Consider the following 25,125-nt stretch of genomic DNA (forward strand, 5'->3'; position numbering starts at 1 on the left):
ACCGGTGCCGGTGGGCGTCTGCAGGGTCGACAAGGAGTTTCCCTTTCGCGGGGATCAGTCAGGCAGTTTTTGGCCCCGGGTCTCGGGGCAGAACGGGGCGACGACCAGTCCCAGCACGTAGATCGACCCGACGGCGGTCGCGGCGACGCCGTACCCGCCGAGCTTCGAGATGATCGCGCCGGCGGTGAGCGGGCCGAGGAAGGCGATGAACCGCGCGGCGTTGAACACGAACGCCGCGCCGGTGGCGCGCAGGTGGGTGGGGTAGAACTCGGGCAGCCACACCGGCATCCACGTGTACTGGCCGAGCGTGAAGAACCCGTTGACGACGAGCACGACCACGATCAGGCCGAGGCTGTGCGTCCACAGGAACAGCACCGGCGTGAGGATCAGCGAGGCCGCGAAGTACAGCAGCACCGCGGGTTTCCGGCCGACGCGGTCGGCGATGAAGCCGAAGGCGATGTACCCGGCGATCGCGCCGGCGTTGTAGATCATCCCGGCGCCGCTGGCCCACGCCGTCGCCGAATGCCCGGCGCCGGCGGCGCGCGAGGCGACGTAGGCGGGGACCCACGTCGAGATGCCCCACCAGCCGAGGGTGGTGACCAGGGACATCAGCGAACCGAGGATGGTCAGCCTGCGCAGTTTGGGATCGACCATGATCTGGCGCAGGGTCAGCCGGGTGAACGACTTTTCGTGGGCGGTCAGCTCGCCGCCGCGCTCCTTCAGCTCCCGGCGGCGTCGGTGGGCGCTGGTCCACTGGTCGGACTCGGGCACCTTGCGGCGCAACCACAACGCGAACAGCGCCGGCAGCACGCCGATGAGGAACATGTACCGCCAGGAGTCCGATCCCAGCGGCGCGATGAAGTACCAACAGGCCGAGGCGAGGAAGAACCCCAGGCCGAGCCCGCACTGCATGAGGCCGGCGGCCTTGGCGCGGGCGTGCGCCGGCCAGGTTTCGGCGACCAGCGACGTGCCGGTGCCCCATTCCGAGCCGAGCGCGAAGCCGGTGATGAACCGCAGGACGAGGAACGACGTCCACGACCACGAAACCGCGGTGAGGCCGGTGAACGCCGCGTACAGCACCATCGACGTCAGGAGGGCTTTGCGGCGGCCGAAGTAGTCGGCGAACACCCCGCCGACGATTCCGCCGAAGCCCCAGCCGAGCAGCGTGACGGCGATCGTGGCGCCGGTCAGGAACGCCACCTGCGTCGCGGGCGCGGTGGGCTCGAGTGTCCTCAGGACGAGACTCGCGGTCAGGATGAGCGCGTAGGTCTCGAAGCCGTCGAAGAGCCAGCCGAGGTTCGCGGCGAACAGGGACCGCCACTGCATGCGGTTCAGCGTCTTGGCCCACGGTTTCCGGGCGAGCGCGACCTCGGACACGGGATCTCCTCTCCGGGCCGCCGTGGGCCGGAAGTCTTGTCCTCTATCTAGGACATCGAGTCCTGCATGCGGAACCGTAAGCGAGCCGGCGGGCGAGGTCAAGGAACGTTCCGGACGCTCGGACCACCGTTGTTCCGCATCAGCGAGAGTATTCGCAGATTCTCGCCGCATCAGCGGAATGAAGCGCGACTTTATGGCGCACGTGCGGTGTGAGTGAAGACGTGATCCACTGTGGACACCGCGGCGCCGGATGGCATGAAAGGGTCGTTCATGTCGTCGGACGACCTGAAAGAGTCGTTCATGGCATCGCGGGCGGGAAGGTCTCAGTCCGCGGTCTTCGCAGTGCCGCCGGTGCGCTCGGTGATGCGCAGCCCGCAGTCGCGGATCAGCTCACCGTAGTGCTCCACATTGGACTCGTTGAGCTCCGAAGCGAACGCCAGCGAGCACACGACCAGGCAGACGTGGCCCTGGGCGTCGAACACCGGCGCCGCCACGCCGGACTGGCCGAGGTCGTACTCGCGGATGCTCTCGGCGTACCCGCGCTCGCGGGTGTGGTCCAGGACGGCGCGCAGCTCGCCGGGCGCGGTGACCGTGGCGGAGGTGAACTCCTCGACGCCGAACTGCTCGACCAGCCGGTCCACCTCGGCCGGCCCGGACCAGGCGTGGAACGCGCGCATGATCGCCGGCGCGGAGAACGGGAACGTGTCGCCGATGCCGACGGTGATCCGCACGCCCTTGCCGCGGTCACCCTTGGCCAGTACCGAGTACGCGCCCTTCCCGTGCGGCTGCACGGCGAACGCGACGAAGTTGATCCGCTGGTTGAGCGCGTCGAGTTCCTGCTGCACGATTTCCGTCAGCCAGTCTTCGGAGAGGCGGGCCATCGCGAGCACCCGCGGGCCGAGCGACCAGCCGTCGCGGCTGGTGGTCCAGCCGGCGCGCTGCAGGGTACCGAGGATGTTGTAGCAGGTGCTGCGGTTGAGACCGAGTTCCTCGATCAGCACCCCGGAGGCCACCGGTTCCGGCCAGTCCCGGGCGATCCGCTCCAGGAGCCGCACGGCGCTCAGCACCGCTGGTACGTCGCTCGTCATCCTCGCCCCTCGTCGTTCTTCTTCGCGCACGGTAGCCGAGCGGGTTTGCGTGTCGCCAGGCTCGTGTTAATGTCCTCTATATCAGACACCTAGTCCTCTATGGCGGTCTTCCGATTTGGTGGTCACATGAAGCTCGGATCCTCCTTCCTCGTCCCCGCCGGGCACGATCGCGTGTTCGCGCACTTCCTCGATCCCGACTCGATGCGGGTCAGCGTGCCCGGCTGCACCGAGCTGGACCGGGCCGACGCCGCGCACTACCGCGGCCGGCTGGTGAACGAGATCGCCCACGTCCGGTTCAGCGCCGGGTTCTCCGCGGAGATCACCGAACTGAACGAGCCGGAACTCGTGCGGGCGCTGCTCAAGGGCGAGGACCACAAGCTCGGCAGCTCCATCAAGATCGACGCGCGGCTCGGCGTCCAGCCCGACGGCCCGGACGCGTCCAAAGTGGACTACAGCCTGGACGTGGCGATCTGGGGCCGGATCGGCCGGCTCGGCGAGTCGCTCGTGCGGCGCCGCTCGCAGGAGGTCGAGAAGGAGTTCGTCGCGGCCTTCTCCGAAATCTGCGCCGCCGGCCCGCCGGGGCCGGACAACCCCGGGCTGCGCAGGGTCCTCGAACGGAGGAACGGCCCGTCGGCACCGGCCGAAGCGCCCGAGCGCGTCTCGTGGTGGCGCCGCCTGCTCGCCCGCCTGTTCGGGAAGAAGAGCTGATGCCGGTCTACCACTACCCGGACACGCTCGGCGAAGCCTGCTCGATCATGGCGGCCGGCGAGGACGCGATGGTCTACGGCGGCGGCACCGCCGTCCAGATCCTGCTCAAGCAGGGCGTGCTCTTCGCCTCCGACTTGGTCGACATCGGTGCGGTCCCGGGCCTGGGCGAGATCACCCGCACCAAGGACGGCCTGCGCGCCGGCCCGCTGGTCACCCTGCGGCAGATGGAGACCAGCCCGCTCGTGCGGGAGCTCGCGCCGCTGGCCGCCGACGTCTACGGCCGCGTCGCCAACCCCCGCGTCCGCAACACCGCGAGCGTCGGCGGCAACCTCGCGCACGGCGACTACCGGCTCGACCCGCCGACCGCCCTGATGGTGCTCGACGCGCGCGTCGAGCTGACGTCGTCGAGGGGGAAGCGGACCGTGCCCGCGCGGGAGTTCTTCGTCGACTTCCAGCAGACGGCACTGGCGCCCGGCGAGATCATCACGGCTGTCGAGATCCCGCGGCAGCCCGAAGACGCGGGCGCGCACTTCGCCAAGCTGTCGAGCCTCGCGGTCAACGACTGGCCGGCCGCGTCCGCCGCCGCGCTGGTGGTGCCCGCCTCCCGCGGCCGCCGTCAGGTCCGGCTCGGGCTCGGCGCGCTGGCCCACGTGCCGGTGTTCACCCAGTTCGAGCTGGCCGGCGACACCCCGGCCGACGAAGTCGTGGCCACGGCGAAGGAAGTCGCCGGGCCGCTGATCGACCCCCTCCCGGACGTGCGCGGGGGAAGCGCTTACAAGACCCGGCTCGGCCTGGTGGCCGTCGAAGAAGCCGTGCGTGGTTCCTGGAAGGAGCATGACGATGAGCGACGGATCCCGTTCCTCGGCCGGCGCCGCCGTCGGTGAGCGGTGGGCGCGCACCGACGGTCGGGCCAAGGTCCGCGGGGAGTTCCGGTACGCCGCCGAAGAACCCGTCCGGCCGTGCCTCGACGTCGCCGTCCACCGCAGCACCCGGCCGCACGCGCGGATCGTGTCGGTCGACACCTCCCGGGCGCTCGCGGCCGAGGGTGTCGTCGCGGTCGTCACCGGCGCGGACCTGTTCGCCCTGCTCGGCGAGCGGATGATGACCGGCCCCGCGTTCTCCGATCAGCCGTGCCTGGCCGTGGGCAAGGTGCGTTACGTCGGCGAGCCCGTCGCGGCCGTCCTCGCGCACAGCGTCGCGCAGGCCCGGCACGCGGCCGAGGAGATCCAGGTCGAGTACGACGAACTGGACCCGGTACACGACGTCGACGACGCCATCACCGGAACCTCTTTCGTGCACGAGGAGCTCCGGCCGTCGGCGGTGTTCGGCGATCTCAAGCACCTGCGCGGCAAGCGCGACACCAACGTGAACTACGAGTTCAACCTCCGCCGCGGCGACCCGGACGCCGTCGACGGGACGACGGTGACCGCCGAGTTCTGGGCGCCGCCGACCCACCACGTGCCGATCGAGCTGCCGTACGCGGCCGCGTGGCCCGAGGGCGACCGGGTCGAGCTGCTCGCGACGACGCAGACGCCGTCGTACGTCCGGCAAAGCCTCGCCGACCTGCTCGACCTGCCGCTCAACCGCGTGCGGGTGCGGACCGCGCCGCTCGGCGGCAGCTTCGGCGCCAAGATGTACGACCGGCTGGAGCCGCTGGTCGCGGCCCTGGCCTGGACGCAGCGCAAGCCCGTGCGCATCACCGCCACGCGGGAAGAGGCGTTCCTGCTCACCACGCGCCACGGCGCGGCTGTCTCCGGCAGCATGACCGCCGGCGAGGACGGCCGGATCGTCGCCGCCACCGCCGACGTCCGGTACGACACCGGTGCCTACGCCGACGTCGGGCCGCGCATCACGGCCAAGTCCGGCATGGTCGCCACCGGACCGTACAAAGTGGACAACGTGCGCGTGCGCTCCCGCTGCGTCTACACGAACAAGCCGTCCGCCGGGCCGTTCCGCGGCTTCGGCGTACCGCAGGTGACGTGGTCCCACGAGTCCCTTGTGGACGAGCTCGCGCGCGAACGCGGCGAAGATCCGGCCGTGTTCCGGCGGCGCAACCTGCTGCGGGAAGGCGACATCGCGCCCGTCGGCACGCCGATGCACAGCGCGGACTTCGTCGGCTGCCTCGACGCCGTCACCGAAGCCATCGGCTGGTCCGATCCGCTGCCGCCCGCGGAGGGCCGGTTCGTGCGCGGGCGCGGGGTGGCGGTCGGGATCAAGGCCGTGCTGACCCCGACGATCTCCAACGCCACCGTGCAGCTCAACCAGGACGGCTCGGCGACCGTGCTGATCAGCACCGTCGACATGGGACAGGGCAGCGACACGATCATGGCGCAGATCGCCGCCGAGGTGCTGTGCCTCGGCGAGGGCCGGGTGCGCGTCATCGGCGCGGACACCGACGTCACGCCGTACGACACGATCACCGCGGGCTCGCGCTCGACCTACCACACGGGCAACGCCGTGCGGCTCGCCGCGGAATCCATGCGGGACAAGCTGACCGCGCTCGCGGCGAAGCACTTCGACGTCGAGGCGACCGATATCAAGATCACCGGCGACGGACTGGTCAGCGCCCAGAGCCAGGCCACGGTCAGCGTCCCGGACCTGCTGCTCGCCCACTTCGGCGCGCGGGGCACCACGCTCACCGCGGAGGCGAACTTCAGCACGTCGTGGCAGCCCTACGACCACGAGACCGGGCAGTCGCCGCAGGTCACCGAGCACTGGTTCGCCGGCGCGGCCGCCGTCCAGCTGACCGTGGACACCGCCACCGGGCGCGTGCACATCGAGCACCTCGCGGTCGCCGGCGACGTCGGCCGCGCGATCAACCCGGCCATGGTCGAACAGCAGCTCTCCGGCGCGGCGATCATGGGCGTCGGGCACGCGCTGTTCGACCAGCTCGTGTTCGACGAGGGCCAGATCGTCAACGGCACCCTGCTGGACTACCAGCTGCCGTCCATCAAGGACATGCCGGACAAGCTGACGCCGATCGTCATCGAGAGTCCACATCGGACCGGACCCTTCGGGGCCAAGGGGGTCGGGGAGACCGCGATCATCCCCCTCGCGCCGGCGATCGCCAACGCCGTGCGCGACGCGACCGGCGTCCGGCTGACCGAACTGCCGCTCACCCCGGAACGGATCCTCACCGCGATCACCGAGCAGGAGCAGTCATGAGGGAGATCCAGCTGACCGTCAACGGCCGGCGCCGCCGCCTGGCCGTCGCCGACGACGAGCTGCTGCTCGACGTGCTGCGCCGCGAGTTCGGCGTGACGAGCGCGCGCGAAGGCTGCGGTGTCGGCGCGTGCGGGGCCTGCACGGTGCTCGCCGGCGGCACCAGCGTGTCGAGCTGCCTGACCCGCGCCGCGCGGTACGACGAGGCCGAGATCACGACGGCCGACGGCCTCCCGGACGACGACGAGGTCGTCGAGGAGTTCGTCGCGGCCCGCGCGATGCAGTGCGGCTACTGCATCCCCGGATTCGTGCTGATGACGCACGAGCTCCTGGCGGAGAACCCGCGGCCGACCGACGACGACGTCACCGAGCACCTGGAGGGCAACATCTGCCGCTGCGGCACCTACGGCGAGATCCGCACCGCGATCAAAGCCGCGGCCGCCCGCCGCGAAGCCCGCGAGGGAAGGAAGAGCGCGTGAAAGAGCTGCACGTCCACCGCACCGGGACCCACGGCCGTCCCGTCGTGCTGCTGCACCCCCTGGCCCTCAGTGGCGCGGTCTGGGACCCGGTCGCCGAGCACCTCGGTCAGCGGCAGCAGGTCCTCGCTCTCGACGCGCGCGGGCACGGCGAGTCCTCTTGGGACGGTGCGGAGTTCACCGTGGACGACATGGCCGCCGACGCGGCCGCCGTCATCGAGGACTTCGGCGCCGGCCCGGCGGACGTCATCGGACTGTCGATGGGCGGCAGCACCGCGTTGACCCTGGCCGCGACGCGGCCGGACCTCGTGCACCGGCTCGTGCTCGCCGACGCGACCGCGTGGTACGGCCCGGACAGCGTCGCCGAATGGGCGCAGCGGGCCGAGCGCGCACTCGGCCTGGACCGCGTCGCCCAGCTGGAGTTCCAGCGGGACCGGTGGTTCGCCGACGCCTTCCGCGCTTCGCATCCCGATGAAGTCCAGCGGGTGTGTGACATCTTCGTCGCGACGGACTCGAAGGCCCACGCGGCCGCGTGCCGGGCCCTCGGCACGCTGGACGCGCGCGACCGGCTCGGCGACGTCCAGGCCGAGACGCTGGTCCTGGTCGGCGCCGAAGATTACGCGACGCCGCCGGAGATGTCTCGTGAGCTGGCGGCCGGGATCACGGGCGCGCGCCTCCAGGTGCTCGACCGTGCGCGGCACTTGAGCCTGCTGGAATGGCCCGACCTGTGGCCGGTCGTCGCCGCGCACTTCGCCGGGGACGAGTCGTGACGGAACCCCTGCTGAGCCTGCGTTCGCACCTCGACGCCGTCGCCGGGTTCGGCGAGCTGCGCACCGTGCGGGGCGCGCACTGGGACCTCGAAATCGGCGGGATCGCGGAGCTGAGCTACCGGCTGCCCGGGTCGCCGGCGGTGCTGTTCGACGACATCGCCGGCTACCCGGCCGGGATGCGGGTGCTCACCGGCAGCACGGGCTCGCCGCGGCGGTTCGGGCGGACCCTGCGCCTGGGCGACGACCTCGACGACGTCGGCGTGGTCGAGGCCCTGCGCGGGAAGCCGTCGCGCTGGGCGGCGTCGGCCCGGGAGTTCCCGGTGCGGCCGGTCGAGGACGCGCCCTTGCTGGCCAACGAGGTCCCCGGCGACCAGGTGGACCTGCTGAGGTTCCCGGTGCCGCGGTGGCACGCCCACGACGGCGGCCGGTTCATCGGGACGGGCTGCTTCGTCGTCACCAGCGACCCGGACACCGGCGTCCACAATGGAGGCTGCTACCGGATGGAGGTGGCCGACGAGGGCCGCAGTGTCACTCTCGCGGTGGTGCCGGGCAAGCACGGCGACCAGAACATCCGCCGCTGGTTCGAACGCGAGGGCCGCGCGCCGGTGACTGTCTCCTTCGGACACGACCCACTGCTGCTCGTGTTGGGCGGCACGGAGGTCCCGCACGGGATCTCGGAACTCGAGTACGCCGGGGCGGTGCTGGGCGAGCGCGTCCCGGTGGTCCCCGGGCCGGACACCGGCCTGCCGATCCCGGCGGGCAGCGAGCTGGCGATCGAGGGCTGGCTGCGGCCGGACCACCTGCGCGAGGAAGGGCCGTTCGGGGAGTGGACCGGGTACTACTCGGGCCGCCGCCGGCCGAACCTCGCCGTGGAGATCACGCGGCTGTACCACCGCGACGACCCGATCCTGCTCGGTGCCCCGCCGGGCAAGCCGCCGCACGACTATTCGTACATGCGCACGGTGATGAAGTCGGCGATGATCCAGGACGAGCTGGCCGCATCGGGCGTCCCGGGCGTGGTCAAGGCGTGGGCCCACGAATCCGGCGGCGGGCGGTTGTTCATCGCGGTGTCGCTGAAGCAGCGGTACGCGGGGCACGCGCGCCAGGTGGCGTACCTGACCGCGCAATGCCCGGCGGCGGCGTACATGAACCGCTACGTCGTGGTGGTGGACGACGACATCGACCCGGCGGACCTCGACCAGGTCATCTGGGCGATGTCGACCCGCAGCGACCCTTCTCAGGACATCGAGGTGATGAAGCGGACGTGGGGCAGCAAGCTGGACCCGCTGTCGGTGGAGGGCGAACCGCCGTTCAACAGCCGCGCGATCATCGACGCTTGCCGTCCTTACGAGCGGCTGGAGTCCTTTCCGCGGGTGGCGGAGAGCGATCCGGAGTTCCTGCGGGAGATCGAGCGGAAATGGCGGGCGGAGCTGGCTGCCGCGGCCGGTCGTGAGTGAGAAACAGGGTCCTGACCCGGTTTCCCACTCACGACCTCCGGCGGCTAGGACCGGTAGCGGAACAGGATCCGGCCCCGGGCGAGGTCGTACGGGCTCAGCTCCACCAGCACCCGGTCGTACGGCAGGATCTTGATGTAGTTCTTGCGGATCTTCCCGCTGATGTGCGCCAGCACCTGGTGCCCGTTCGGCAGCTCCACCTTGAACGTGGCGTTGCGCAGGCACTCGAGCACGGTGCCCTCGACTTCGATGCCGCCCTTACCCGCCATGGCGCACCAGCTCCAGGTTGCTGCTCGCCCGCCGGGCGCCGAGGCCCTCGAACAACGCCGTCGCCGCCGGGTCGGCTTCGTTCACTTCGGCCGAGGCCGTGGGGATTCCCGCATCGCGCAGGGCACCCAGCACGTCGGCCAGCAGCGCGCGGGCGATGCCCCGGCGCCGGTGGTCCGCGCGGACCGCGATCAGGCCGATCCGGGGCAGCCGGGCCACCTGGACCACCCGGACCAGCCCCACGTACTCGCCCCCCGCGGCCGCGGCCGCGTACAACGCCGGGTCCACGACGGTGTCCCCGGGCGGGTGCGGCAGCACCTCGGCCGGCATCTCCGGCCAGCCGACCGAAGCCTCGACTTCGGCGCGGACCACGCGGTCCAGCTCCCGCAGCGGGCCCTCCGAAGCCGAGCCGCGGGGCACGATCGTCACGCCCGGCGGCGGGAGCGCCGGGCCGGCGTCAGTGGGCACGAAGTACTCCCACTCGCGACGCCGGGTCGTGAAGCCGGCTCGTTCCCAGCCGGCCACCAGCTCGGTGTCGGCCTCGTCGACGATCGTGTGGAGTGGGGCGGGAAGATCCGCCAGCATCGCGTCGGCGAGCTGGTCGAAGACCGATCGGTGCCAGGCGTCGATGCTGAGGAACATCCGCCCGTCGGGGCGCGTCGATGCTTCGCCGCGGCCGGCCACCCGGTCGTCGTCCAGCGCGTGCCAGAGCCGCGGCGCGACCCGCGTGATCACCACCGCGGGCTCGCCCGAGAGGAAAGTTTCCATGGGTTCGTACCTTTCGGGAGTGCTCGAAGCGCTCCCGGCGACCCCTACGTCAGTCGCCCGACCGTGACGACGAGGGGAGCACCCACATCGAAACAGCGTTCATGGGGCTCACCTCCCGGCGTCGAGTCACGGTCACCGGCACGATAGCGCGCCGCCGTCGTCCCGCCCAACCGATTTACCGGGCGGGGCGGCGCCCCAGCACCCAGCGGACGAGCCTCCCCGGGACCAGCAGCAGCAACAGGACGTAATAGCCGAAACCGGGCTTGATGAGCGCGACCACGACCGCGAGCGCGAACACGGCCGTGCTGACCACGTAGTTCCAGAACGCCGCGTCCGACACCGGCTCGGCGTCCCCGTGGACCTGCGGGTCGCGGCGGACGATGACCACCAGCGCGGTGCTGGCCACGCTGCTGGCCAGCAGCGTCCCCAGGTAGAACACCGCGGTGAAGCGCTCGGTCTGGTACGCGCCGATCAGCTCGGTCGGGAAGGGCAGCACGGCGATCGTCAGCAGCCAGCAGAAGTTCGCGCGCAGGAGCGCGGTGCTGTACGAGCGCACGTGCTCGAAAATGGTGTGGTGGACGGACCAGAACCGGCCGATGACGACGAAGCTCAGCAGGAAGCTGAAGATCTTCGGCCAGTTGTCGGTCACGGCCTCCAGCGCGGGCCGGTGCTCCGCGATCAGCTCCGGCACCAGCTCGGTGAGCGGCAGGACCAGCAACGTCAGCGCGATCGCGACCACGGCGTCGGTGAAGAACACCAGCCGCTCGGATGATTTCTTCTGCTCCACGCGGCCATCCAACCACCCGGTGGATCACCGTCGCGGCAGCACCAGCAGCGCATCGCCGACCGGGCGTTCGCCGGTCGCGTCCGAGGGGGAGCTGACGAGCTTGCCGTCGATCGCCATCGCCGTCGAACCGCCGCCGTCGAGGTTGATCGCGGTCACCGCGCCCAGCCGCGCCATCAGCTTCGCGCCCTCGATGAGGGACAGACCCTCGGCGAACCCCGGCTGACGGCCGTCGGCCGTGACGATCAGCAGCCGCCCCTGGCGGTCGAGGCCGACCATCGTGCGCGGGTTGCGCTTGACGCCCCAGCCGTACCCGAACGATGGGTCGCCCGGGTGCGCGATGCCGTCCGCCGCCGCGTTCACCGCGATCCGGCCGCCGCGGACCAGCCACGGGCCGCCGTTGACCACGCCGGTGGGGTGGATCGGCCGGCCGGCTTCGAAGATCCGCGTCCCGACCGGCAGCCTCGTGCCCGGCCGCGCGTGGTCGCTCAGCCACGTCGCCGCCGCGCCGATGCCCTGCACGGTGTGCCCGCCCGCGGGCACGTCGCCGCCCGCGGGACGCACCGCCGTGACGACGTCGCGGGCGTCCAGCACGGCTTCGACGCCGGCACCGGCCGGGGTCGGCGTGCCCAGCTGCGGGGTGAAGAGCACCAGCTCGTCGGGGTGGGTGCAGGTCGTGTCGTGCAGCGGCCGGTCGGTCGGGACGTCGCCGGGCTCGCCGCAGTTGCGGATGAGGCCGGGCTTGCGGTTGACGCCGTTGACTTCGTGACCGCCGACGGTGAGCACGGTCCGCGGAACGCCGATCGCCGGCCGGTCCCCGAGCAGCAGCGCGGGCCGCCCGGCGGTGGCTTCGCTCTGCAGGAGGCCCTGGTAGACGCCGACGCCGGCCGGTTCGCCGGGGATGCCGTCGCGCGGGTCGATGACGAAGAAGCCGCCGTTGGTCCCGACGAGCGCGCCCGCGGCGGCCGACAGGGCCGACGTCGTGCGCCGCCCGGCCACCGACTCGCCGTGCGAGGCGACGACGTCGCCGCGGAACCGCCGCGGATCGACGACGGCGACCCGGACGCGCTGCGGGCCCTGGGCTTCGGGGCCGTCCTGGCCGGTCCATTCGACGGCGTCGGTGAAGCCGTTCGCGGTCATGGCGCTCGCGGTGGCGACGGCCTGCGCGCGGTCGGCGAAGGAACCGACTCGCACGCGCCAGCCGAGGGCTCCGCGCGGAGTGTCGGCGAACGCGGGCCAGTCGACCCGCTCGGCGCGGGCGGCGAAACCCTTGGCGCGCAAGGCGGTCGTCAGCGTCTCGGCGTGCTCGCGGGTCCCGAGCGCGGACGGCGGCGCGTCCGGATCGGGGCTGGAACCCCCGGGCACCTGCGCGGTGACGGTCCAGGTGTTGTGCCCGGTGCCCGCCCCGGTGACGGTGGTGGAGACGGTCAGTCCCGGCGCGAGCAGGTCACCGGCGGCGGAGGCGGGTGAGCCGAGCGCCAGGGTGAGCGCGGCGGACAGGGCCAGGACGAGCGGCGCCGGAGTCTTCACGCGAAGCAAGCTACCCCGCCGGGGTGGCTCGCGCACGAACTTCCGGTGTACACCACTTGCCGCGTTTAACCCGGGGAGTTGTCACCCGGAGAAGCGAGAAGTGGCCGGGATTTCGTCGCCGGCCACAACGGCCCGGCGGCCGATCGGGTGGTCCGCGCACCGCGACCGACGACGACCGTGAATCCGTTTAAAGTCGTTGTCCGCGAACGCATTTCGATGAATGGACGCGAAACGCGGTGGTGATCATGTCAGTTTCCGAAGAACCGTTTCCGATCCGGCGTCGCGCGTTGCTGGGCGGGGCCGCGGCGATTCCGCTGCTGCTCGCGTTCGGTGGCGGCGCGGGCGAGGCGGCCGGCCTGCCGCCCATCGACGACGCCTTCGACGGGCTCGTCGCCTTCCTCGTGCCGGGCGGGGACCCCTTCTCCGTCCGCCAAGGGGAGACCTCCACCTCGGACGGCGGGGTCGCCGCGGGCGCCGGGCCGGCGCTGCAGTACGTCTACGACCAGGCCATCCCCTATCCGATCGTCGGCCGGCCCTTCGACCTGAACCTGCCCGGGGCGGCGGCCGTCGCGGCCATCCTGAACCTCGTCGCGGTCGAGGTCGCGCCGGCTGCCGCGCTGGGGCCGTTCGCCGCCGCGTTCGCCAATCTTTCCTTCGCGGACAAGGTCGAGGTGTTCCGCCGGTTGGCGGAACCCGGGCTCGCTGACGGTACGCCCGTGCGCTTCATCCTCGACACCCTTCCGACGCTGGCCGCGTTCATCGCCTATTCCGAAGCGGCCGTCTTCGACCGCGCCACGAACCGGCTGACGGCCGTTCCGGTGGGCTGGCGGATCAGCGCCTACCAGGGGATCGGCGAGGGGTGGAACGAATTCCGCGGTTATTACCGGGGAATCGACCGGGTACCGGACTGAGAGGACGCCGTCATGCGCGACATCGTGATCGTCGGGGCCGGCGGCGGGGGACCCGTCGTGGCCAAGGAGCTGGCCGCCCGCGGGCTCGACGTGCTCGTGCTCGAAGCCGGAGCGCGGCACCTGCGTCCCGAGGAGGAGTGGACGCGGCTGGAGGACGACACCAACGACCCGATCACCGGGCGGTTCCGGGTCGGGCCGTCGCGACGCGAAGAAGCGCCGTGGCTGCGGGACTTCCCGCAGAACTCGTTCGTCTGGCAGATCGCCGGCGTCGGCGGGACGACGCTGCACTACTTCGGCAACTGTCCGCGCCCGCCGGCCGGCGCGTTCGCCGGCTACGAAGGCGCCGACCGGGCCGAGTACGACACCGCGCACGTGTTCCCGTTTTCGTACAACGAACTCCGGCCGTACTACGAGTGGTGCGAAGAGACGCTGCCGGTGCGCACCGCACCCATGGGCACCAAGGAAGCCGTCTTCTTCCGCGGCGCCGAGCGGATGGGCCTGACGCACCAGACGTGGAAGGACCTGCGCGGACCGGCCTACCGGGCGCAGGAAAACGCGATCCTGCAGCCCCAGGGCACCGCCGGCCGCACCGACGACCCCGCACGGCTGCTGTTCCCGGAAGCGCGGGGCTGCACCTTCTGCGGGCACTGCTTCCAGGGCTGCCTCGAACCGCGGCACGCGCCGCGCAACCTCAAGGCCAAGCGGTCCACCGACAACTCCTACGTCCCCATGATGCTCACCGCCGACGCGTGGTCGCCCGGCGGCCGCGCGGCGGAGCTCGTCACGGACGCCTACGTCGTGCGGGTGCTGTCGGAGCCGGCCGGTTCGCGCACGGCGGCCCGCGGAGTCGTCTACCGCACGCCGGACGGGGTCCTGCACACCGTCGAGGCACGCGTGGTGGTGCTGGCCGGCGGCTGTGTCGAAAATCCGCGGCTGTGGCTCAACAGCGGGCTGCCCAACCCCAACGACTGGGTCGGGCGCGGGCTGACCGAGCACCACCTCGACTGGGTCGTCGGCACGTTCGACGAGTACACCGGGGAGTCGAAGGGCGCGGGTTCCAACTGCCGCCTCGACTTCCCCGGCTACGGCGGGGTGGAGAACGTCTGCCTGCCGCCGGCGTTGCAAGCCTTCGCCTTCGCCTACAGCGACGCCGGGATGTCCGGCTACTACGACAACGGCGCGGGCGTCGGTCCCCAGGGCGCCGACACGCTCGGCCGCCTCGTGGGCGATGACCTCAAGACGGCGCTGGGCGACGTCAACAAGCTGCTCACGGCGCTGGTCGTCACCGACGACGACGTCCAGCCCGAGAACCGGGTGACGCGGTCGGCGATCATCCCGCCGGACCCGCACGGGCCCGTCCCGCGCGTCGAGGTCCGCCACCGCGCCCGCACGGCCCGGACCCGGCGCAACCGCGAATTCCTGGCCGCGCGGTCGGCGGAACTGCTGCGGCTCGCGGGGGCGCGGAGCGTGCACCGCCTCGACTGGGCGCCGCTGCTGCTCCACGTGCAGTCGAGCATGCGGATGGGCCTCGACGCGGCCGACTCCGTGCTGGACAGCACGGGCGAGGCCCGCTGGGTGGACCGGCTGTTCGTCGCCGACAACTCGGCGCTGGCCAACGCCGCAGGCGGCGCCAATCCGACGCTCACCACCCAGGCGGTGGCCACCCGCACCGCGGAAAACATCTTCCGGCGCTACTTCGGCGGCGATCCGTGGGTGGCGACGGAAGCCCCGACTTCGTCCATCGACGACCGGGTCACGCAGGCGGTCCTGGCCCGGGGCCTCTGACGCCCGGGCGGGGCACGGCGCGACCCTGCGGTGCGCGCCGTGCCCCGGGTTCTCACGACGAACGGACGTTCTGCTGGGCCTCCTGCGCCCGGTCGGTGACGTCACCGGTCGCGGACTGCGCCTCTTCCTTGACGGTCGACGCGCTGTCGGTGGCCTCGGAACGCACCGACTCGACGGCCTGCTGCGCCGGCTCGCGCAGGTTCTCCTTGAGCTCTTCGGCCGCGTGCTTGGCCACCGGGGCCAGCTGCTCGCGCGCCAGGTCCGTCGCCTGGCCCGCCAGCTTGCGTTCCGGCTCGCTCGCCGGCAGCAGGGACGACACCAGCCAGCCGGCGCCGAACGCGATCAGGCCGGCGGCCAAGGGGTTGCCCTGGGTGCCGCGGCGGATCTGCTCCGGGGCCTCCGACACGGCGTCGGCCGCGGAGCTCACCTTGTCCTGCGCGGTGGACGCGACCGAGCTCGCCTTGTCCTGCGCGGTGGAGGCTACGGAACCCACCTTGTCGCCGGCCGTCGACGCGTGGTCGGAAGCCGTGCCCATGACGCGGTCCCTCGCGCTGCCGAACGCCGTGCGCAGCCGGCCGACCCGGCGCTCCATGATGCGGCCGGGACTCACCTTTTCGGTCAGCGCGTTGACGTCGGTGCTCAGGTTCCGTTGCGTGCCTTCGATCTCACGGCGGATCCGGTCGGGTTCGGTCATGATCGTTCGCCTTTCAGTGCGTCCGGAACCCGTTGCAGGGTCTCGACGGTGCGTTCGGGTTTGGGGTTGACCCGGCGGAATTCGCTGCGCCCGGTGGCGTAGAGGACCGCGCCGATGATCGCCCACAGGGCCGCGACGATGAGCGAGGCCCAGCCGCCGTCCATCACGTTCTCCAAGCCTTGCCAGAGCGCGACGGACAGGAACAGCAGGACCATGTAGCCGGCGAACCCGGCGCCGCCGAACATGCCCGCGCCCTTGGCGGCCTTGGTGGCTTCGGTCTTCACCTCGGCCTTGGCCAGCGCCATCTCCTGCCGCAGCAGGGTGGAGACGTCCTTCATGACGTTGGACATCAGCTCGCCGACGGAGGAGTCGGCGACGTCGACCGGTGGGGCCGCCTGCGGGGGGACCGCCGGCGGCGGGACCGCTTGCGGCGGGAGGCCGGGGGGCTGCGTCATCACGGCACCTGCCCGGGTGTGGAGTAGCGGGTGGGCTGCGGAAGGGGGTCCGGCGCGACGGGGCCACCCGGCTGCGGCGCGGTGAAGCCGCCGGGCGCGGGCTGCGGCGCGACACCGCCGGGGCCGGGCTGCGGTGCGTTGTACCCGCCCGGAGCGACCGGAGGCGGATACCCCGTCCCGCCCGGCCCGGGAGCCGGCGGCACCGGTGGGATCCCGGCCGGCCCGGAGTGCGGCGGCGGGGCGGCCGCGGCCGCCTGCCCGTTCGGTGAGCTCCCGGAGTTCTCCTGCTGCTGTGCGACGACACCCCGCGTGAGCCGCCCGACGACGGCGCCCGCCACGGCCGCGCCCACCAGGAACGCGCCCGGACGGCGGCGGGCGAAGCGCCGCACCTCGTCGAGCAGGTCGCCGGGCTCGCGGTGCTCCAGCCAGTCCGCGACCGTCCGGGTCCGGCCGGACACCTGCCGCGCGACGTCGGCGGCGACGCCGGGGGAGTCGGCCTGCTCGGCCATCCGGTCCAGCTGACCGGCCAGCTCGTGGAGGCTCTGCGCCGCCTTCCGCTGGCCGTCCCTGGCCTGGGCCTCCAGCTGGTCCCGGCCTTCGCGGAGCAGGTCGCGCGCTTCCCGCTGGGCGTGCTCCGCGACGTGTTTCACTTCCTGCGCGGCGGTCTGCGCCACCTCACTCCCGCGATCGGCGGCCGTCGTGGCCACCTCGCGTGCTTCGTCCTTCGCGGTGTCCGTCGTCGACGGCGGCGACTGGCCGCCGGATCCCTGTGTCATCTCGACCTCCTTGCGGGCGAGGCACTTCCGGTGCCCTCGGCTGCTTAGGGCGGCGGGCTACCCGGGCACTCCGGCGATAAACCGGCGTGCGTGTCCGGCGCGAACGTGGGTAGTCCTGATGCCGGAGGTGGTGCGGGTGCCGGAGCGAGGCGACGTCAGGAGGGCCCGTTCGGCGTGGGCGGGCGTGCTCGCCGGAGTCGGCGTCGCGGCCTTCGTCGACGAGACGGTGTTCCACCAGTTGCTGCACTGGCACCACTTCTACGACCGTTCGACGACGGACGCCGGGCTCGTCTCCGACGGGCTGTTCCACGCGTTCGGGTGGTTCGCGCTCGTGTTCGGCCTGGTGCTCGTCGCCGACCTGCGGCGGGGCGACCGCCTGTCCGGCCGGGCCCTCGCGGGCGGTGCGCTGACCGGCGCCGGCGGCTTCCAGCTCTACGACGGCACGATCCAGCACAAGCTGCTGGGCCTGCACCAGATCCGGTACGACGTGGACCTCACGCCGTACGACTGGACGTGGAACGTCGTGGCGGTGCTCCTGTTGGCCGCCGGGCTGCTGCTTCTGCGCCGCGCGAAGGTGGCGTGATCGTGCACGACGGACACGTCCTGGTTTTCCTGGCCCTGGCGGCACTCGCCGCCTACGAACTGGGCGCGTGGCGCCTGCGCGACCGCGGCGACCGGTGGCCGCCGGCGCGGGACGCCGTGTTCGCCCTCGGCGTCGCCGCGGCGATCTTCCCGGGCGTGCCCGGGTTCACCGGGCACGTGGTGCAGCACGTCCTGACCGGCATGCTGGCCCCGCTCCTGCTGGTGCTCGGCCGCCCGATGACGTTGCTGCTGCGCGCGTCACCCGAGGCGCGCCGCCGGCTCAAGCCGGTGCTCGGGTCCCGTCCGGTCGCGGTGCTGATGTATCCGCCGGTCGCGGCCGGCCTCGAAGCCGGTGGCCTCTGGCTGCTCTACCGGACCGGCCTCTTCGCCGCGGCCGGCCGAGAGCCCGTGCTGCACGTCCTGGTCCACGCGCACGTCTTCCTCGCCGGCCTGCTCTTCACGGCTTCGGTGTGCCGGCTCGACCCGGTCCGCCACCGGGTCGGGCTCGCCCCGCGTGCGGTCGCTCTGATCGGGGCCGCGGCCGCGCACGCCGTGCTGGCCAAGACGCTGTACCGCACGCCACCGCCGGGCACGGTGCTCGCGGCCGCCGACCGGCAGGCCGGCGCCGAGCTCATGTACTACGGCGGTGACGTGGTCGAGCTGGGCCTCGCCCTGGTCGTCGCGCTGACCTGGTACGCGGCCCGGGGCCGGGCCGCGCGCCGCGGTCAGCCGCCGACGTGGATGCCCGGCCGGCGGGCCGGGTCCTTCTCCGCGCTGCGGATGATCTCCCGGACCACCGGCGCGGTGTCGCCGCGGCCCAGGATCAGGTAGCGGAACAGGTGCCCGAGCGGGTTTCCTTCGGCCCACTCGAAGTGGCACTGCGGCCGGACACCCGTGACGTCGCGCAGGGCGAGCAGGACCGCCGCGATGGCGTTCGGCGCCGCGGGGCTGTTCGCGCGGAGGATGCGGTACCCGTCGATCTCCACGCCGCGCACCTCGAGCACGTTGCTGAACTCCGACGGGTCCACGACGTCGATCTCGAGGAACAGCACGTCGGCGGCGCCGGGGACCGGGTTCATCGAGCGCTGCTCGGCTTCCTTGGCCGAGTACTCGGCTTCGTCGCCGCCCTGCCGCTTGTTGGCGATGATGTGCAGGTGGCCGTCGTGGGCCAGCGAGTCGGTGATGAACCGGCGAGCTTCCTCGTCGAACTCGATGCGCTCGGCCCGCAGCTCCGTCGTCCGCGACACCCGCGAAATCAGGGAGACGACGATGATCCCGAGGATGAACAGGGCCGAGATGGCGATGCCGTCCGGCTTTTCGATGACGTTCTCGACGAGCGCGTACAGCAGCACCAGCGTCAGGACGCCGAACCCGATCGCCGCGCCGCGCTGACTCCGCCGGATGGCCGAGATGGTCACCGCGACGGCGCCCGACACCATCATCGCGAGGATCCCGGTCGCGTAGGCCCCGGCCTGCGCGTTGACGTCGGCGCCGAACGCGACGGTGATCAGGATGCTGATCACCGTGTAGACGATCACCACCGGCCGCACCGCGCGGCCCCACTCCGGCGCCATGCCGTAGGAGGGCAGGTACCGCGGGACGATGTTGATCAGGCCGGCCATCGCCGACGCGCCGGCGAACCACAGGATCAGGACGCTGCTGATGTCGTAGGCGGTGCCGAAGATCTCGCCCAGCTCGTGGTGGGCGAGGTAGGCCATGGCCCGGCCGTTGGCCTCGCCGCCTTCCTTGAACGCGTCCGCCGGGATCAGCACGGTCGTGATGAAGCTCGTCGCGATCAGGAACACCGACATGATCAGCGCGGCGACGGTCAGCAGCTTGCGCGTGTTGCGGACCCGGGACTCCATCCGCTCTTCGGCGGTCTTCCCGGAAGCGGCGACCAGCGGCATCATGCTGACCCCGGTTTCGAAGCCCGAGAGGCCCAGCACCAGCAGCGGGAACGCGATCACGGCCGGCCCGATGACGCCGGTGAACCCGCCGCCGCCCGCGGTCAGCGCGTCGGTCCAGCGGGAGAGGTCCGCGGAGTCGCCGAGCAGGTCCACCACGCTGACGACCGTGACCACGGCGTTGAGCAGCAGGAAGACCGCGACGAGCGGGATGGCGACGCCGACCGCCTCGCTGAAGCCCAGCAGGAACACCCCGCCGAGGATCAGCAGCAGCACGACGGTGATGAGCACGGCGTGGCCGTGCAGGAAGCCCGGCAGGTACGGGTTCTCCAGCATGTGCACGGTGGCGTCGGCCGACGACAGCGTGATCGTGATGATCCACGACGTGGCGACGAATCCCAGCAGGGTGAGGACGAAGAGCTTCCCGCGCCAGAACGGCAGCAGGTCCTCCAGCATCGCCACCGAGCCCTGCCCGTGCGGGCTTTCGCGGGCGACGCGGCGGTACATCGGCAGCATGCCGAGCAGCGTCAGCGCGACGATCAGCAGCGTCGCCAGCGGCGAGAGCGCCCCGGCGGCGAGCGCGGCGATCCCGGGCAGGTAGGAGAGGGTGGAGAAGTAGTCGACGCCGGTCAGGCACATGACCTTCCACCAGGCCTGCGGCGTGCCGTGGTCCTCGCCGCCCTGCCGGCCGACCGGGGCCACCCGGTGCTCCAGCAGCCAACGGGCCGGCCCGGAGGCCGGCGGCTTCGGCGGTACCGGGCTGTCGACGCTCGCCGGCACGGTCACCTCGGGTGAAGCACCCATCCTCGTCCCCTCATCGCTGGACACAGCGGGTCCTAGGATGCCCGACCCCGATCGGGCGCCGCGCCGCAGGTCGCCGAGCGTGGCGCCGGCTCGGGCGGATCGGACGTATCGGGGTGCAAGGGGGCTGGGTGAACAGGCGTGCGCCGGCCGGTGCCGGGGCCGGACGGTGGTGCGAGCTGACGGGGGCTTCGCCGCGCGCGGAGTCCGGCCCCACGGCCGACGCTGCCGGGCCGGACGGTGGTCACGCTGGGCGGGCTGATCCTCGCGACCGCGGCCGGGCCCGCTCGTCGGGCCGGACCGACGTCACGGCCGGGGCCGGTGCCGTGTCCAGCGGCGCCGCTCCGGGCGGTCGCCCACCGCGGCCGCGCAGCGGTGGCACAGCACCAAACGCTCGCCGGTGGTGTCGGCCGGCCAGCGGGCGTCGATCCACAGCACGTGGGGGAACCACTCCAGCCCGGCCTTGTGCAGCGGGACGCCGCACAACGTCTGGTTGGTCCCGCACCGCCAGGCGTGCACGAAGCCGCCGGGCTCGCGGACCCCTTCTTCGTCGGTCCACCGGCTGGACGCGGCTACCGCGGGGCCGGGCACGTCGTCACCGGCGGCGGCGCGCCACGGCCCTGGCCGCCGAGAAGACCACACCCGCCGCGGCCACCCACGGGCCCGCCACGATGATCGGGTCCAGCCAGAGGTGCTTGACGTCCGCGCGCTTCTTCCCGATCCGCGAAGAGAGGCCGTGCCGGCGGAACTCGCTCAGCACGCCCGTCTCCGTGATCGGGTTGTCCGGCCGGAGGGTGGCGAACGAGCGCAGGTGGCTCTCCCACGCGTCCACCCGGTCGGCGGCCAGCAGGAGCAGCCAGTGCGCCGCGCGGCCCTCGCTGTACCGGCGGTAGGACACCTTGCGCAGCGCACCGGAAAGGCCCTTCGGCGGGCACGACGTCCCGAACACCGGGGTCAGGAACTTGTGCTCGATCGAGCGTTCCCGCGGCCACTTCTCCGGCTGCCGCTCGGGGAAGTCCCAGTGCGCGCCGGTGCGGTCGTCCTGCCACTGCAGCTTCGGCACCGACGGCCGGTTCTTCGGGTCCAGGTCGGCGCCCCAGCCCGGGATCCGCGCGCGCAACTGGTCGCTCGACTCGGCGATCGGCGGGCGCTCCGACGTGTAGGCCATGGTCGTTGCCCTTTCTAGACGACGATGAGCGGCTTGATGCAGCCGTCCAGCTTGGCGGAGAAGATGTGGTAGCCCTCGGCGATGTGCTCGAGCGGGATGCGGTGGGTGACGATGTCGTTCGGCTTCAGGTAGCCGTTGCGGATGTGCTCGAACAGCCGCGGCCACTGGCGCTTGACCGGGCACTGGTTCATCCGCAGCGTCAGGCCCTTGTTGAGGGCGTCGCCGAACTTGACGGCGCTGAACATCGGGCCGTAGGCGCCCATCACCGAGATCGTGCCGCCTTTGCGGACGCCGTCGATGGCCCAGTTGAGCGCCACCGGCGAGCCGCCCTGGAGCTTCAGCTTGGCCGCGGTGACGTGCTGGGTGAAGTTGCCGTCGGCCTCGGCGCCCACCGCGTCGATCGCGACGTCGGCGCCGAGGTGGTCGGTGATCTTCTTCAGGTGCACGACGATGTCGTCGTACTCGGTGAAGTTGTACGTCTCGGCGTGGGCGAACGCGCGCGCCTTCTCCAGGCGGTTCTCGAGGTGGTCGATGACGACGACCCGGCCCGCCCCCATCAGCCACGCCGACTTCGCCGCGAACAGCCCCACCGGCCCGGCGCCGAAGACCACGACGACGTCGCCCTCGACGATTTCGCCGAGCTGGGCGCCGAAGTAGCCGGTGGCGAGCGCGTCGGTGAGCAGGACCGCGTCCTCGTCGTCCATCCAGTCGGGGATCACCGTCGGCCCCACGTCGGCGAAGGGCACCCGGACGAACTCGGCCTGCCCGCCGTCGTACCCGCCGCAGGTGTGCGAGTAGCCGTAGATGCCGCCGACGGCGGTCGCGTTCGGGTTGACGTTGTGGCAGTTGGAGTACAGGCCCCGGGCGCAGAACCAGCACGTTCCGCAGAAGACGTTGAACGGCACCATCACGCGGTCGCCGCGCTTGAGGTTCCGCACGTCCGGACCCACTTCTTCGACCACGCCGATGAACTCGTGCCCGAACGTCATGCCGACGCGGGTGTCCGGCATCATCCCGTGGTAGAGGTGCAGGTCCGAGCCGCAGATCGCGGCCAGCGTGACCCGGACGATCGCGTCACCGGGGTGTTCGATGACGGGGACGTCCTTCTCCTCGACCCGTACCTTGTACGGCCCGCGATACACCATCGCACGCACAGCGCCTCCTACGGACATCTCGTTCGGCGCGGACGGCATACCCCGGCCCGGGCCGCCTAACCGGCGGGACTCAGCGGGTTTCGATCACGCGCTTGAACTCCGTGCAAGCGCGCTCGACCTTCGCCTGCGGGTCCGCCAGCAGGGAGGCCACGACTTCGCCGGCCTTTCCGCCGGGCGGGGCGTAGTCGAGGCCGACCTCGAGTTCCGTCCGCCCGTTCCCCTTGTCCTCGAACACCACGACACCCGCGTTGCGGACGTCCGGGTCGGCGTCGTCGGCCGTGGCCCACGCGAGCCGGTGGGGTGCCGCGTCTTCGGTGAGCACCGCTTCCCACTCGATCGTCTTGCCGAGCGGACCGGACACCTTCCAGCGCGTTCGGGAGCCGTCCTCGGTGATCGCCTCCACGGACTCGACGTCCGAGAAGATCTCCGGGAGCCGGGTCAGCGGGCGCCACCAGTCGTAGCAGGCCTGGGCGGGCGCCTCGACTTCGACGCGGTGGGTGACTTTCTCCATGGTGGCCTCCGGGTTCGCGGTCGGTTTCCGCCCGGCTACCCGGGGGATCCGGCAATACCCCGGCGGTGGGTGTCGCGTTCACCGGGGCACGGCGGTCAGCAGCGCGACCGCCTCGCCGAGCGACGCCGGCCGCTCGGCCCGCCCGGTCCGGCTGGGCCAGCCGGGTCCGGCGAGGAGGAGCCGGGGCGCGCGGAGCCGGCGAGGGGGCGTCGCCGGGCGGCTGCTCCACAGGACCACCGCCGCCGGGCGCGTGCGGGTGATCGCGTCGCGCAGCGCCGTGTCCGGAATGGACCCGCCCAGGAACACGGCCGCCCGGCTGTGTTCGGCCAGTGCCGCGCGCAGCGCTTCCAGCGGAAGGGTGTGGCGCTCGCCGTCGGCGCACGCCAGCAGCACCGGCGGGGCGGCGCTGCGCGGGGTGGGGATGCGGTGCAGGGCCGCGGCGATGGCCCACGAGAGCCCGTGCACGAGGTCGACGCAGCGGTCGGCGTCGGCGCCGCACAACGCGTCGAGCGCGGGGCGGCACAGGTGCTCCCACGTGTCGACGACGTCGTGGTCGACCAGGCACGCGTCCAGCAGCGCCGTCGCGGTGTCGATCTTCAGGGCCCGCACCGCGGTCAGCAGCGTCCCGACGTCGCTGCCGCCGCCGGCGTGGAACGCGCGGGCGGCCGCGATCTCGGTGCCGAGCCCCTGCTCGATCAGGTGCTTCATGCGGAGCAGGGCGTCGACGTCGGCACGCGCGTAACGGCGGTGGGTGCCGGTTTGCGGCGCGGACAGCGGGAGGTCGTAGCGCCGGTGCCACGCGCGCAATGTCGACGCCGGCACGCCGAGCATCCGGGCGACCGCCCCCGCCATCCAGGTGACGGCGGGGGCGGTGACCGGCTGGTTCATCTTTCCATCATGGACCCGGAACGGGCGGGCCGCTCAGCTCCCGGGCCGCTCGACGTCGCCTCGCCACGCGCCGGTTTCCCGGCCGCCGCGCTCCTCGATGTAGGTCTTGAACCGGCCCATGTCCCCCTTGACCCGGCGGTCGAGGATGCCGAGCTTGTCGGCGACGTTCTCGACGAAGCCCTCCGGGTCGATGTCCAGCTGCGCGGTGACCCGCGTGTGCCGGTCGTCGAGGCGGTGGAACGTCACGACGCCGGCGTGGTTCGGGCCGGAGTCCGACTTCCAGGCGACGCGTTCGTCCGGGTGCTGCTCGGTGATCGTCGCGTCGAATTCGCGGGTCTGCCCGCCGACGCTGATCTTCCAGCGCGTGTGCGTGTCGTCGAGCTGCCGGATCTCGTCGACGCCTTCCATGAAGTGCGGGAACGACTCGAACTGGGTCCACTGGTTGTACGCGGTGGTGACGTCGGTTTCGACGTCTACGGTCTCGGTCACGGTGCTCATCGTGGGCGTCTCCTTCCTGGTGCGGTCCGATCCCGGTTACCCGGCTAATCGATGACAAAACGATGCGCGCCACTTAAGGTCGGTACCGGCTGAAGGAGGACGCGGTGACCGAGGAGCGGACCCTGACGGTGCGGGTGCGCACCGTGCCCGAAGCCGTCGTCGTCGCGGCCGCCGGCGACCTGGACATCGGGACGGCGCCGGTGCTGCGGGCGCGGGCCCGGGCCGTGCTGGACGACCGGCCGGGTGCGCTCATCGTCGACCTGGACGAGATCGGGTTCTGCGGCTCGGCGGGCCTGCAGGTGCTGGCCGAGCTCGTCGCGGCGACGGGCGACGGCGGCGTGCCGCTCGCGGTGGTCGCCGACCGCCACCCGGTGCTGCGCGTGGTGCGGCTCAGCCGGCTGGACGGGGCGTTCGCCCTGCACGCGACGGTCGACGACGCCTGCGACTGGATCCGGCGGCAGCCCAAGCGGTGAATTCTGCTCCCCAGTGGGCAGTCCGGGCACGGCCGGACGTCGCGAATGACTCATTCGGGGCGTGGGAGGCCGGGAATGAGCCGAAGATCCCGATCCCGCCACTTTGAAGACCGCCTTGCAGCAGACCGAACGGCTGGCGAC

27 protein-coding genes are annotated in these 25,125 nt (G+C 72.0%); 11 read left to right on the plus strand and 16 right to left on the minus strand.

Going from position 1 to position 25,125, the window contains the following annotated elements; translation table 11 throughout:
* Positions 1 to 54: 54 nt before the first annotated feature.
* Together AB0N03_RS20575 and AB0N03_RS20580 are read right to left on the minus strand one after the other, a co-directional pair.
* Positions 55 to 1,377, minus strand: coding sequence for an MFS transporter (locus AB0N03_RS20575; RefSeq protein WP_364373821.1), 1,323 nt, complete (start codon positions 1,375 to 1,377; stop codon positions 55 to 57).
* Between the two features lie 323 nt (positions 1,378 to 1,700).
* Positions 1,701 to 2,465 carry an IclR family transcriptional regulator gene (locus tag AB0N03_RS20580; RefSeq protein WP_364373824.1) on the minus strand — a complete coding sequence of 255 codons (765 nt, stop codon included), beginning with the start codon at positions 2,463 to 2,465 and terminating at the stop codon, positions 1,701 to 1,703.
* Between the two features lie 126 nt (positions 2,466 to 2,591).
* Between AB0N03_RS20580 and AB0N03_RS20585 the strand changes: the two genes are divergently transcribed.
* From AB0N03_RS20585 to AB0N03_RS20610, 6 genes are read left to right on the plus strand one after another with little or no spacing between them, the layout of a single operon-like run.
* A complete protein-coding gene (locus AB0N03_RS20585; RefSeq protein ID WP_364373827.1) occupies positions 2,592 to 3,173 on the plus strand; it encodes an SRPBCC domain-containing protein in 582 nt (193 codons plus the stop codon).
* A complete protein-coding gene (locus AB0N03_RS20590) occupies positions 3,173 to 4,057 on the plus strand; it encodes an FAD binding domain-containing protein (protein ID WP_364373830.1) in 885 nt (294 codons plus the stop codon). The genes AB0N03_RS20585 and AB0N03_RS20590 overlap by 1 nt, the downstream gene beginning before the upstream one ends.
* Positions 4,014 to 6,338, plus strand: a complete 2,325-nt coding sequence (locus tag AB0N03_RS20595; protein ID WP_364373833.1) for a xanthine dehydrogenase family protein molybdopterin-binding subunit — start codon at positions 4,014 to 4,016, stop codon at positions 6,336 to 6,338. Before AB0N03_RS20590 ends, AB0N03_RS20595 begins: the two co-directional genes overlap by 44 nt.
* Positions 6,335 to 6,814 (plus strand): (2Fe-2S)-binding protein, encoded by a 480-nt coding sequence (locus AB0N03_RS20600; RefSeq protein WP_364373835.1) that lies wholly within the window; start codon positions 6,335 to 6,337, stop codon positions 6,812 to 6,814. Before AB0N03_RS20595 ends, AB0N03_RS20600 begins: the two co-directional genes overlap by 4 nt.
* Complete coding sequence (locus tag AB0N03_RS20605) at positions 6,811 to 7,581, plus strand: alpha/beta fold hydrolase (protein WP_364373838.1); 771 nt, start codon at positions 6,811 to 6,813, stop codon at positions 7,579 to 7,581. The genes AB0N03_RS20600 and AB0N03_RS20605 overlap by 4 nt, the downstream gene beginning before the upstream one ends.
* Positions 7,578 to 9,038 (plus strand): UbiD family decarboxylase, encoded by a 1,461-nt coding sequence (locus AB0N03_RS20610; protein ID WP_364373841.1) that lies wholly within the window; start codon positions 7,578 to 7,580, stop codon positions 9,036 to 9,038. Before AB0N03_RS20605 ends, AB0N03_RS20610 begins: the two co-directional genes overlap by 4 nt.
* Before the next feature lie 44 nt (positions 9,039 to 9,082).
* On the opposite strand, the gene infA is transcribed toward AB0N03_RS20610, so the two are convergent.
* The 4 genes from infA to AB0N03_RS20630 all read right to left on the minus strand — a co-directional run bounded on the left by infA (position 9,083) and on the right by AB0N03_RS20630 (position 12,384).
* Positions 9,083 to 9,304, minus strand: coding sequence for a translation initiation factor IF-1 (gene infA / locus AB0N03_RS20615; RefSeq protein ID WP_364373844.1), 222 nt, complete (start codon positions 9,302 to 9,304; stop codon positions 9,083 to 9,085).
* Positions 9,294 to 10,070: a GNAT family N-acetyltransferase gene (locus AB0N03_RS20620; protein ID WP_364373847.1), complete on the minus strand. Its 777-nt coding sequence runs from the start codon at positions 10,068 to 10,070 to the stop codon at positions 9,294 to 9,296. Before AB0N03_RS20620 ends, infA begins: the two co-directional genes overlap by 11 nt.
* A 175-nt stretch (positions 10,071 to 10,245) precedes the next feature.
* Entirely contained in the window at positions 10,246 to 10,857 is a 612-nt protein-coding gene (locus AB0N03_RS20625) for a TMEM175 family protein (RefSeq protein ID WP_364373849.1), read from the minus strand.
* Positions 10,858 to 10,881: 24 nt separating this feature from the next.
* Positions 10,882 to 12,384, minus strand: coding sequence for a phosphodiester glycosidase family protein (locus AB0N03_RS20630; protein WP_364373852.1), 1,503 nt, complete (start codon positions 12,382 to 12,384; stop codon positions 10,882 to 10,884).
* 245 nt (positions 12,385 to 12,629) lie between these two features.
* Between AB0N03_RS20630 and AB0N03_RS20635 the strand changes: the two genes are divergently transcribed.
* Entirely contained in the window at positions 12,630 to 13,295 is a 666-nt protein-coding gene (locus AB0N03_RS20635) for a hypothetical protein (protein ID WP_364373855.1), read from the plus strand.
* A gap of 12 nt (positions 13,296 to 13,307) precedes the next feature.
* Complete coding sequence (locus AB0N03_RS20640; RefSeq protein ID WP_364373858.1) at positions 13,308 to 15,080, plus strand: GMC family oxidoreductase N-terminal domain-containing protein; 1,773 nt, start codon at positions 13,308 to 13,310, stop codon at positions 15,078 to 15,080.
* Positions 15,081 to 15,132: 52 nt separating this feature from the next.
* Here AB0N03_RS20640 and AB0N03_RS20645 read toward each other — a convergent pair whose 3' ends face one another.
* The 3 genes from AB0N03_RS20645 to AB0N03_RS20655 are packed head-to-tail and all read right to left on the minus strand — an operon-like array spanning position 15,133 to position 17,005.
* On the minus strand, positions 15,133 to 15,774 hold the full coding sequence (locus AB0N03_RS20645; protein ID WP_364373861.1) for a DUF3618 domain-containing protein: 642 nt from the start codon (positions 15,772 to 15,774) through the stop codon (positions 15,133 to 15,135).
* Positions 15,771 to 16,229: a phage holin family protein gene (locus AB0N03_RS20650; RefSeq protein ID WP_364373864.1), complete on the minus strand. Its 459-nt coding sequence runs from the start codon at positions 16,227 to 16,229 to the stop codon at positions 15,771 to 15,773. The genes AB0N03_RS20645 and AB0N03_RS20650 overlap by 4 nt, the downstream gene beginning before the upstream one ends.
* A complete protein-coding gene (locus tag AB0N03_RS20655) occupies positions 16,229 to 17,005 on the minus strand; it encodes a hypothetical protein (RefSeq protein WP_364373867.1) in 777 nt (258 codons plus the stop codon). Before AB0N03_RS20655 ends, AB0N03_RS20650 begins: the two co-directional genes overlap by 1 nt.
* A 136-nt stretch (positions 17,006 to 17,141) precedes the next feature.
* Here AB0N03_RS20655 and AB0N03_RS20660 point away from each other — a divergent pair, with 136 nt between their 5' ends.
* Positions 17,142 to 17,588 (plus strand): DUF2243 domain-containing protein, encoded by a 447-nt coding sequence (locus AB0N03_RS20660; protein ID WP_364373869.1) that lies wholly within the window; start codon positions 17,142 to 17,144, stop codon positions 17,586 to 17,588.
* The gene (locus AB0N03_RS20665; protein WP_364373872.1) at positions 17,585 to 18,418 is read left to right on the plus strand and encodes a cytochrome c oxidase assembly protein; all 834 of its coding nucleotides are present in this window, start codon (positions 17,585 to 17,587) and stop codon (positions 18,416 to 18,418) included. Before AB0N03_RS20660 ends, AB0N03_RS20665 begins: the two co-directional genes overlap by 4 nt.
* Here the strand turns inward: AB0N03_RS20665 and AB0N03_RS20670 are convergent.
* From AB0N03_RS20670 to AB0N03_RS20700, 7 genes are all read right to left on the minus strand, one after another.
* Entirely contained in the window at positions 18,313 to 20,295 is a 1,983-nt protein-coding gene (locus AB0N03_RS20670) for an amino acid transporter (RefSeq protein ID WP_364373875.1), read from the minus strand. The genes AB0N03_RS20665 and AB0N03_RS20670 overlap by 106 nt on opposite strands.
* A 303-nt stretch (positions 20,296 to 20,598) precedes the next feature.
* Positions 20,599 to 20,883, minus strand: a complete 285-nt coding sequence (locus AB0N03_RS20675; protein WP_364373877.1) for a hypothetical protein — start codon at positions 20,881 to 20,883, stop codon at positions 20,599 to 20,601.
* A 4-nt stretch (positions 20,884 to 20,887) separates the two neighbouring features.
* On the minus strand, positions 20,888 to 21,460 hold the full coding sequence (locus AB0N03_RS20680) for a hypothetical protein (RefSeq protein WP_364373880.1): 573 nt from the start codon (positions 21,458 to 21,460) through the stop codon (positions 20,888 to 20,890).
* Positions 21,461 to 21,474: 14 nt separating this feature from the next.
* The gene (locus tag AB0N03_RS20685; protein WP_364374202.1) at positions 21,475 to 22,605 is read right to left on the minus strand and encodes a zinc-dependent alcohol dehydrogenase; all 1,131 of its coding nucleotides are present in this window, start codon (positions 22,603 to 22,605) and stop codon (positions 21,475 to 21,477) included.
* Positions 22,606 to 22,684: 79 nt separating this feature from the next.
* Positions 22,685 to 23,125, minus strand: coding sequence for an SRPBCC family protein (locus AB0N03_RS20690; protein WP_364373882.1), 441 nt, complete (start codon positions 23,123 to 23,125; stop codon positions 22,685 to 22,687).
* A 78-nt stretch (positions 23,126 to 23,203) separates the two neighbouring features.
* Entirely contained in the window at positions 23,204 to 24,013 is an 810-nt protein-coding gene (locus AB0N03_RS20695) for a MerR family transcriptional regulator (protein WP_364373883.1), read from the minus strand.
* 33 nt (positions 24,014 to 24,046) lie between these two features.
* Positions 24,047 to 24,511 (minus strand): SRPBCC family protein, encoded by a 465-nt coding sequence (locus tag AB0N03_RS20700; protein ID WP_364373886.1) that lies wholly within the window; start codon positions 24,509 to 24,511, stop codon positions 24,047 to 24,049.
* 104 nt (positions 24,512 to 24,615) lie between these two features.
* Here AB0N03_RS20700 and AB0N03_RS20705 point away from each other — a divergent pair, with 104 nt between their 5' ends.
* Positions 24,616 to 24,984, plus strand: a complete 369-nt coding sequence (locus AB0N03_RS20705) for an STAS domain-containing protein (RefSeq protein ID WP_364373888.1) — start codon at positions 24,616 to 24,618, stop codon at positions 24,982 to 24,984.
* The last annotated feature ends 141 nt before the right edge of the window (positions 24,985 to 25,125 follow it).

The organism is Amycolatopsis sp. NPDC051061, assembly GCF_040682935.1.
In the GTDB taxonomy this organism is placed as follows: domain Bacteria; phylum Actinomycetota; class Actinomycetes; order Mycobacteriales; family Pseudonocardiaceae; genus Amycolatopsis.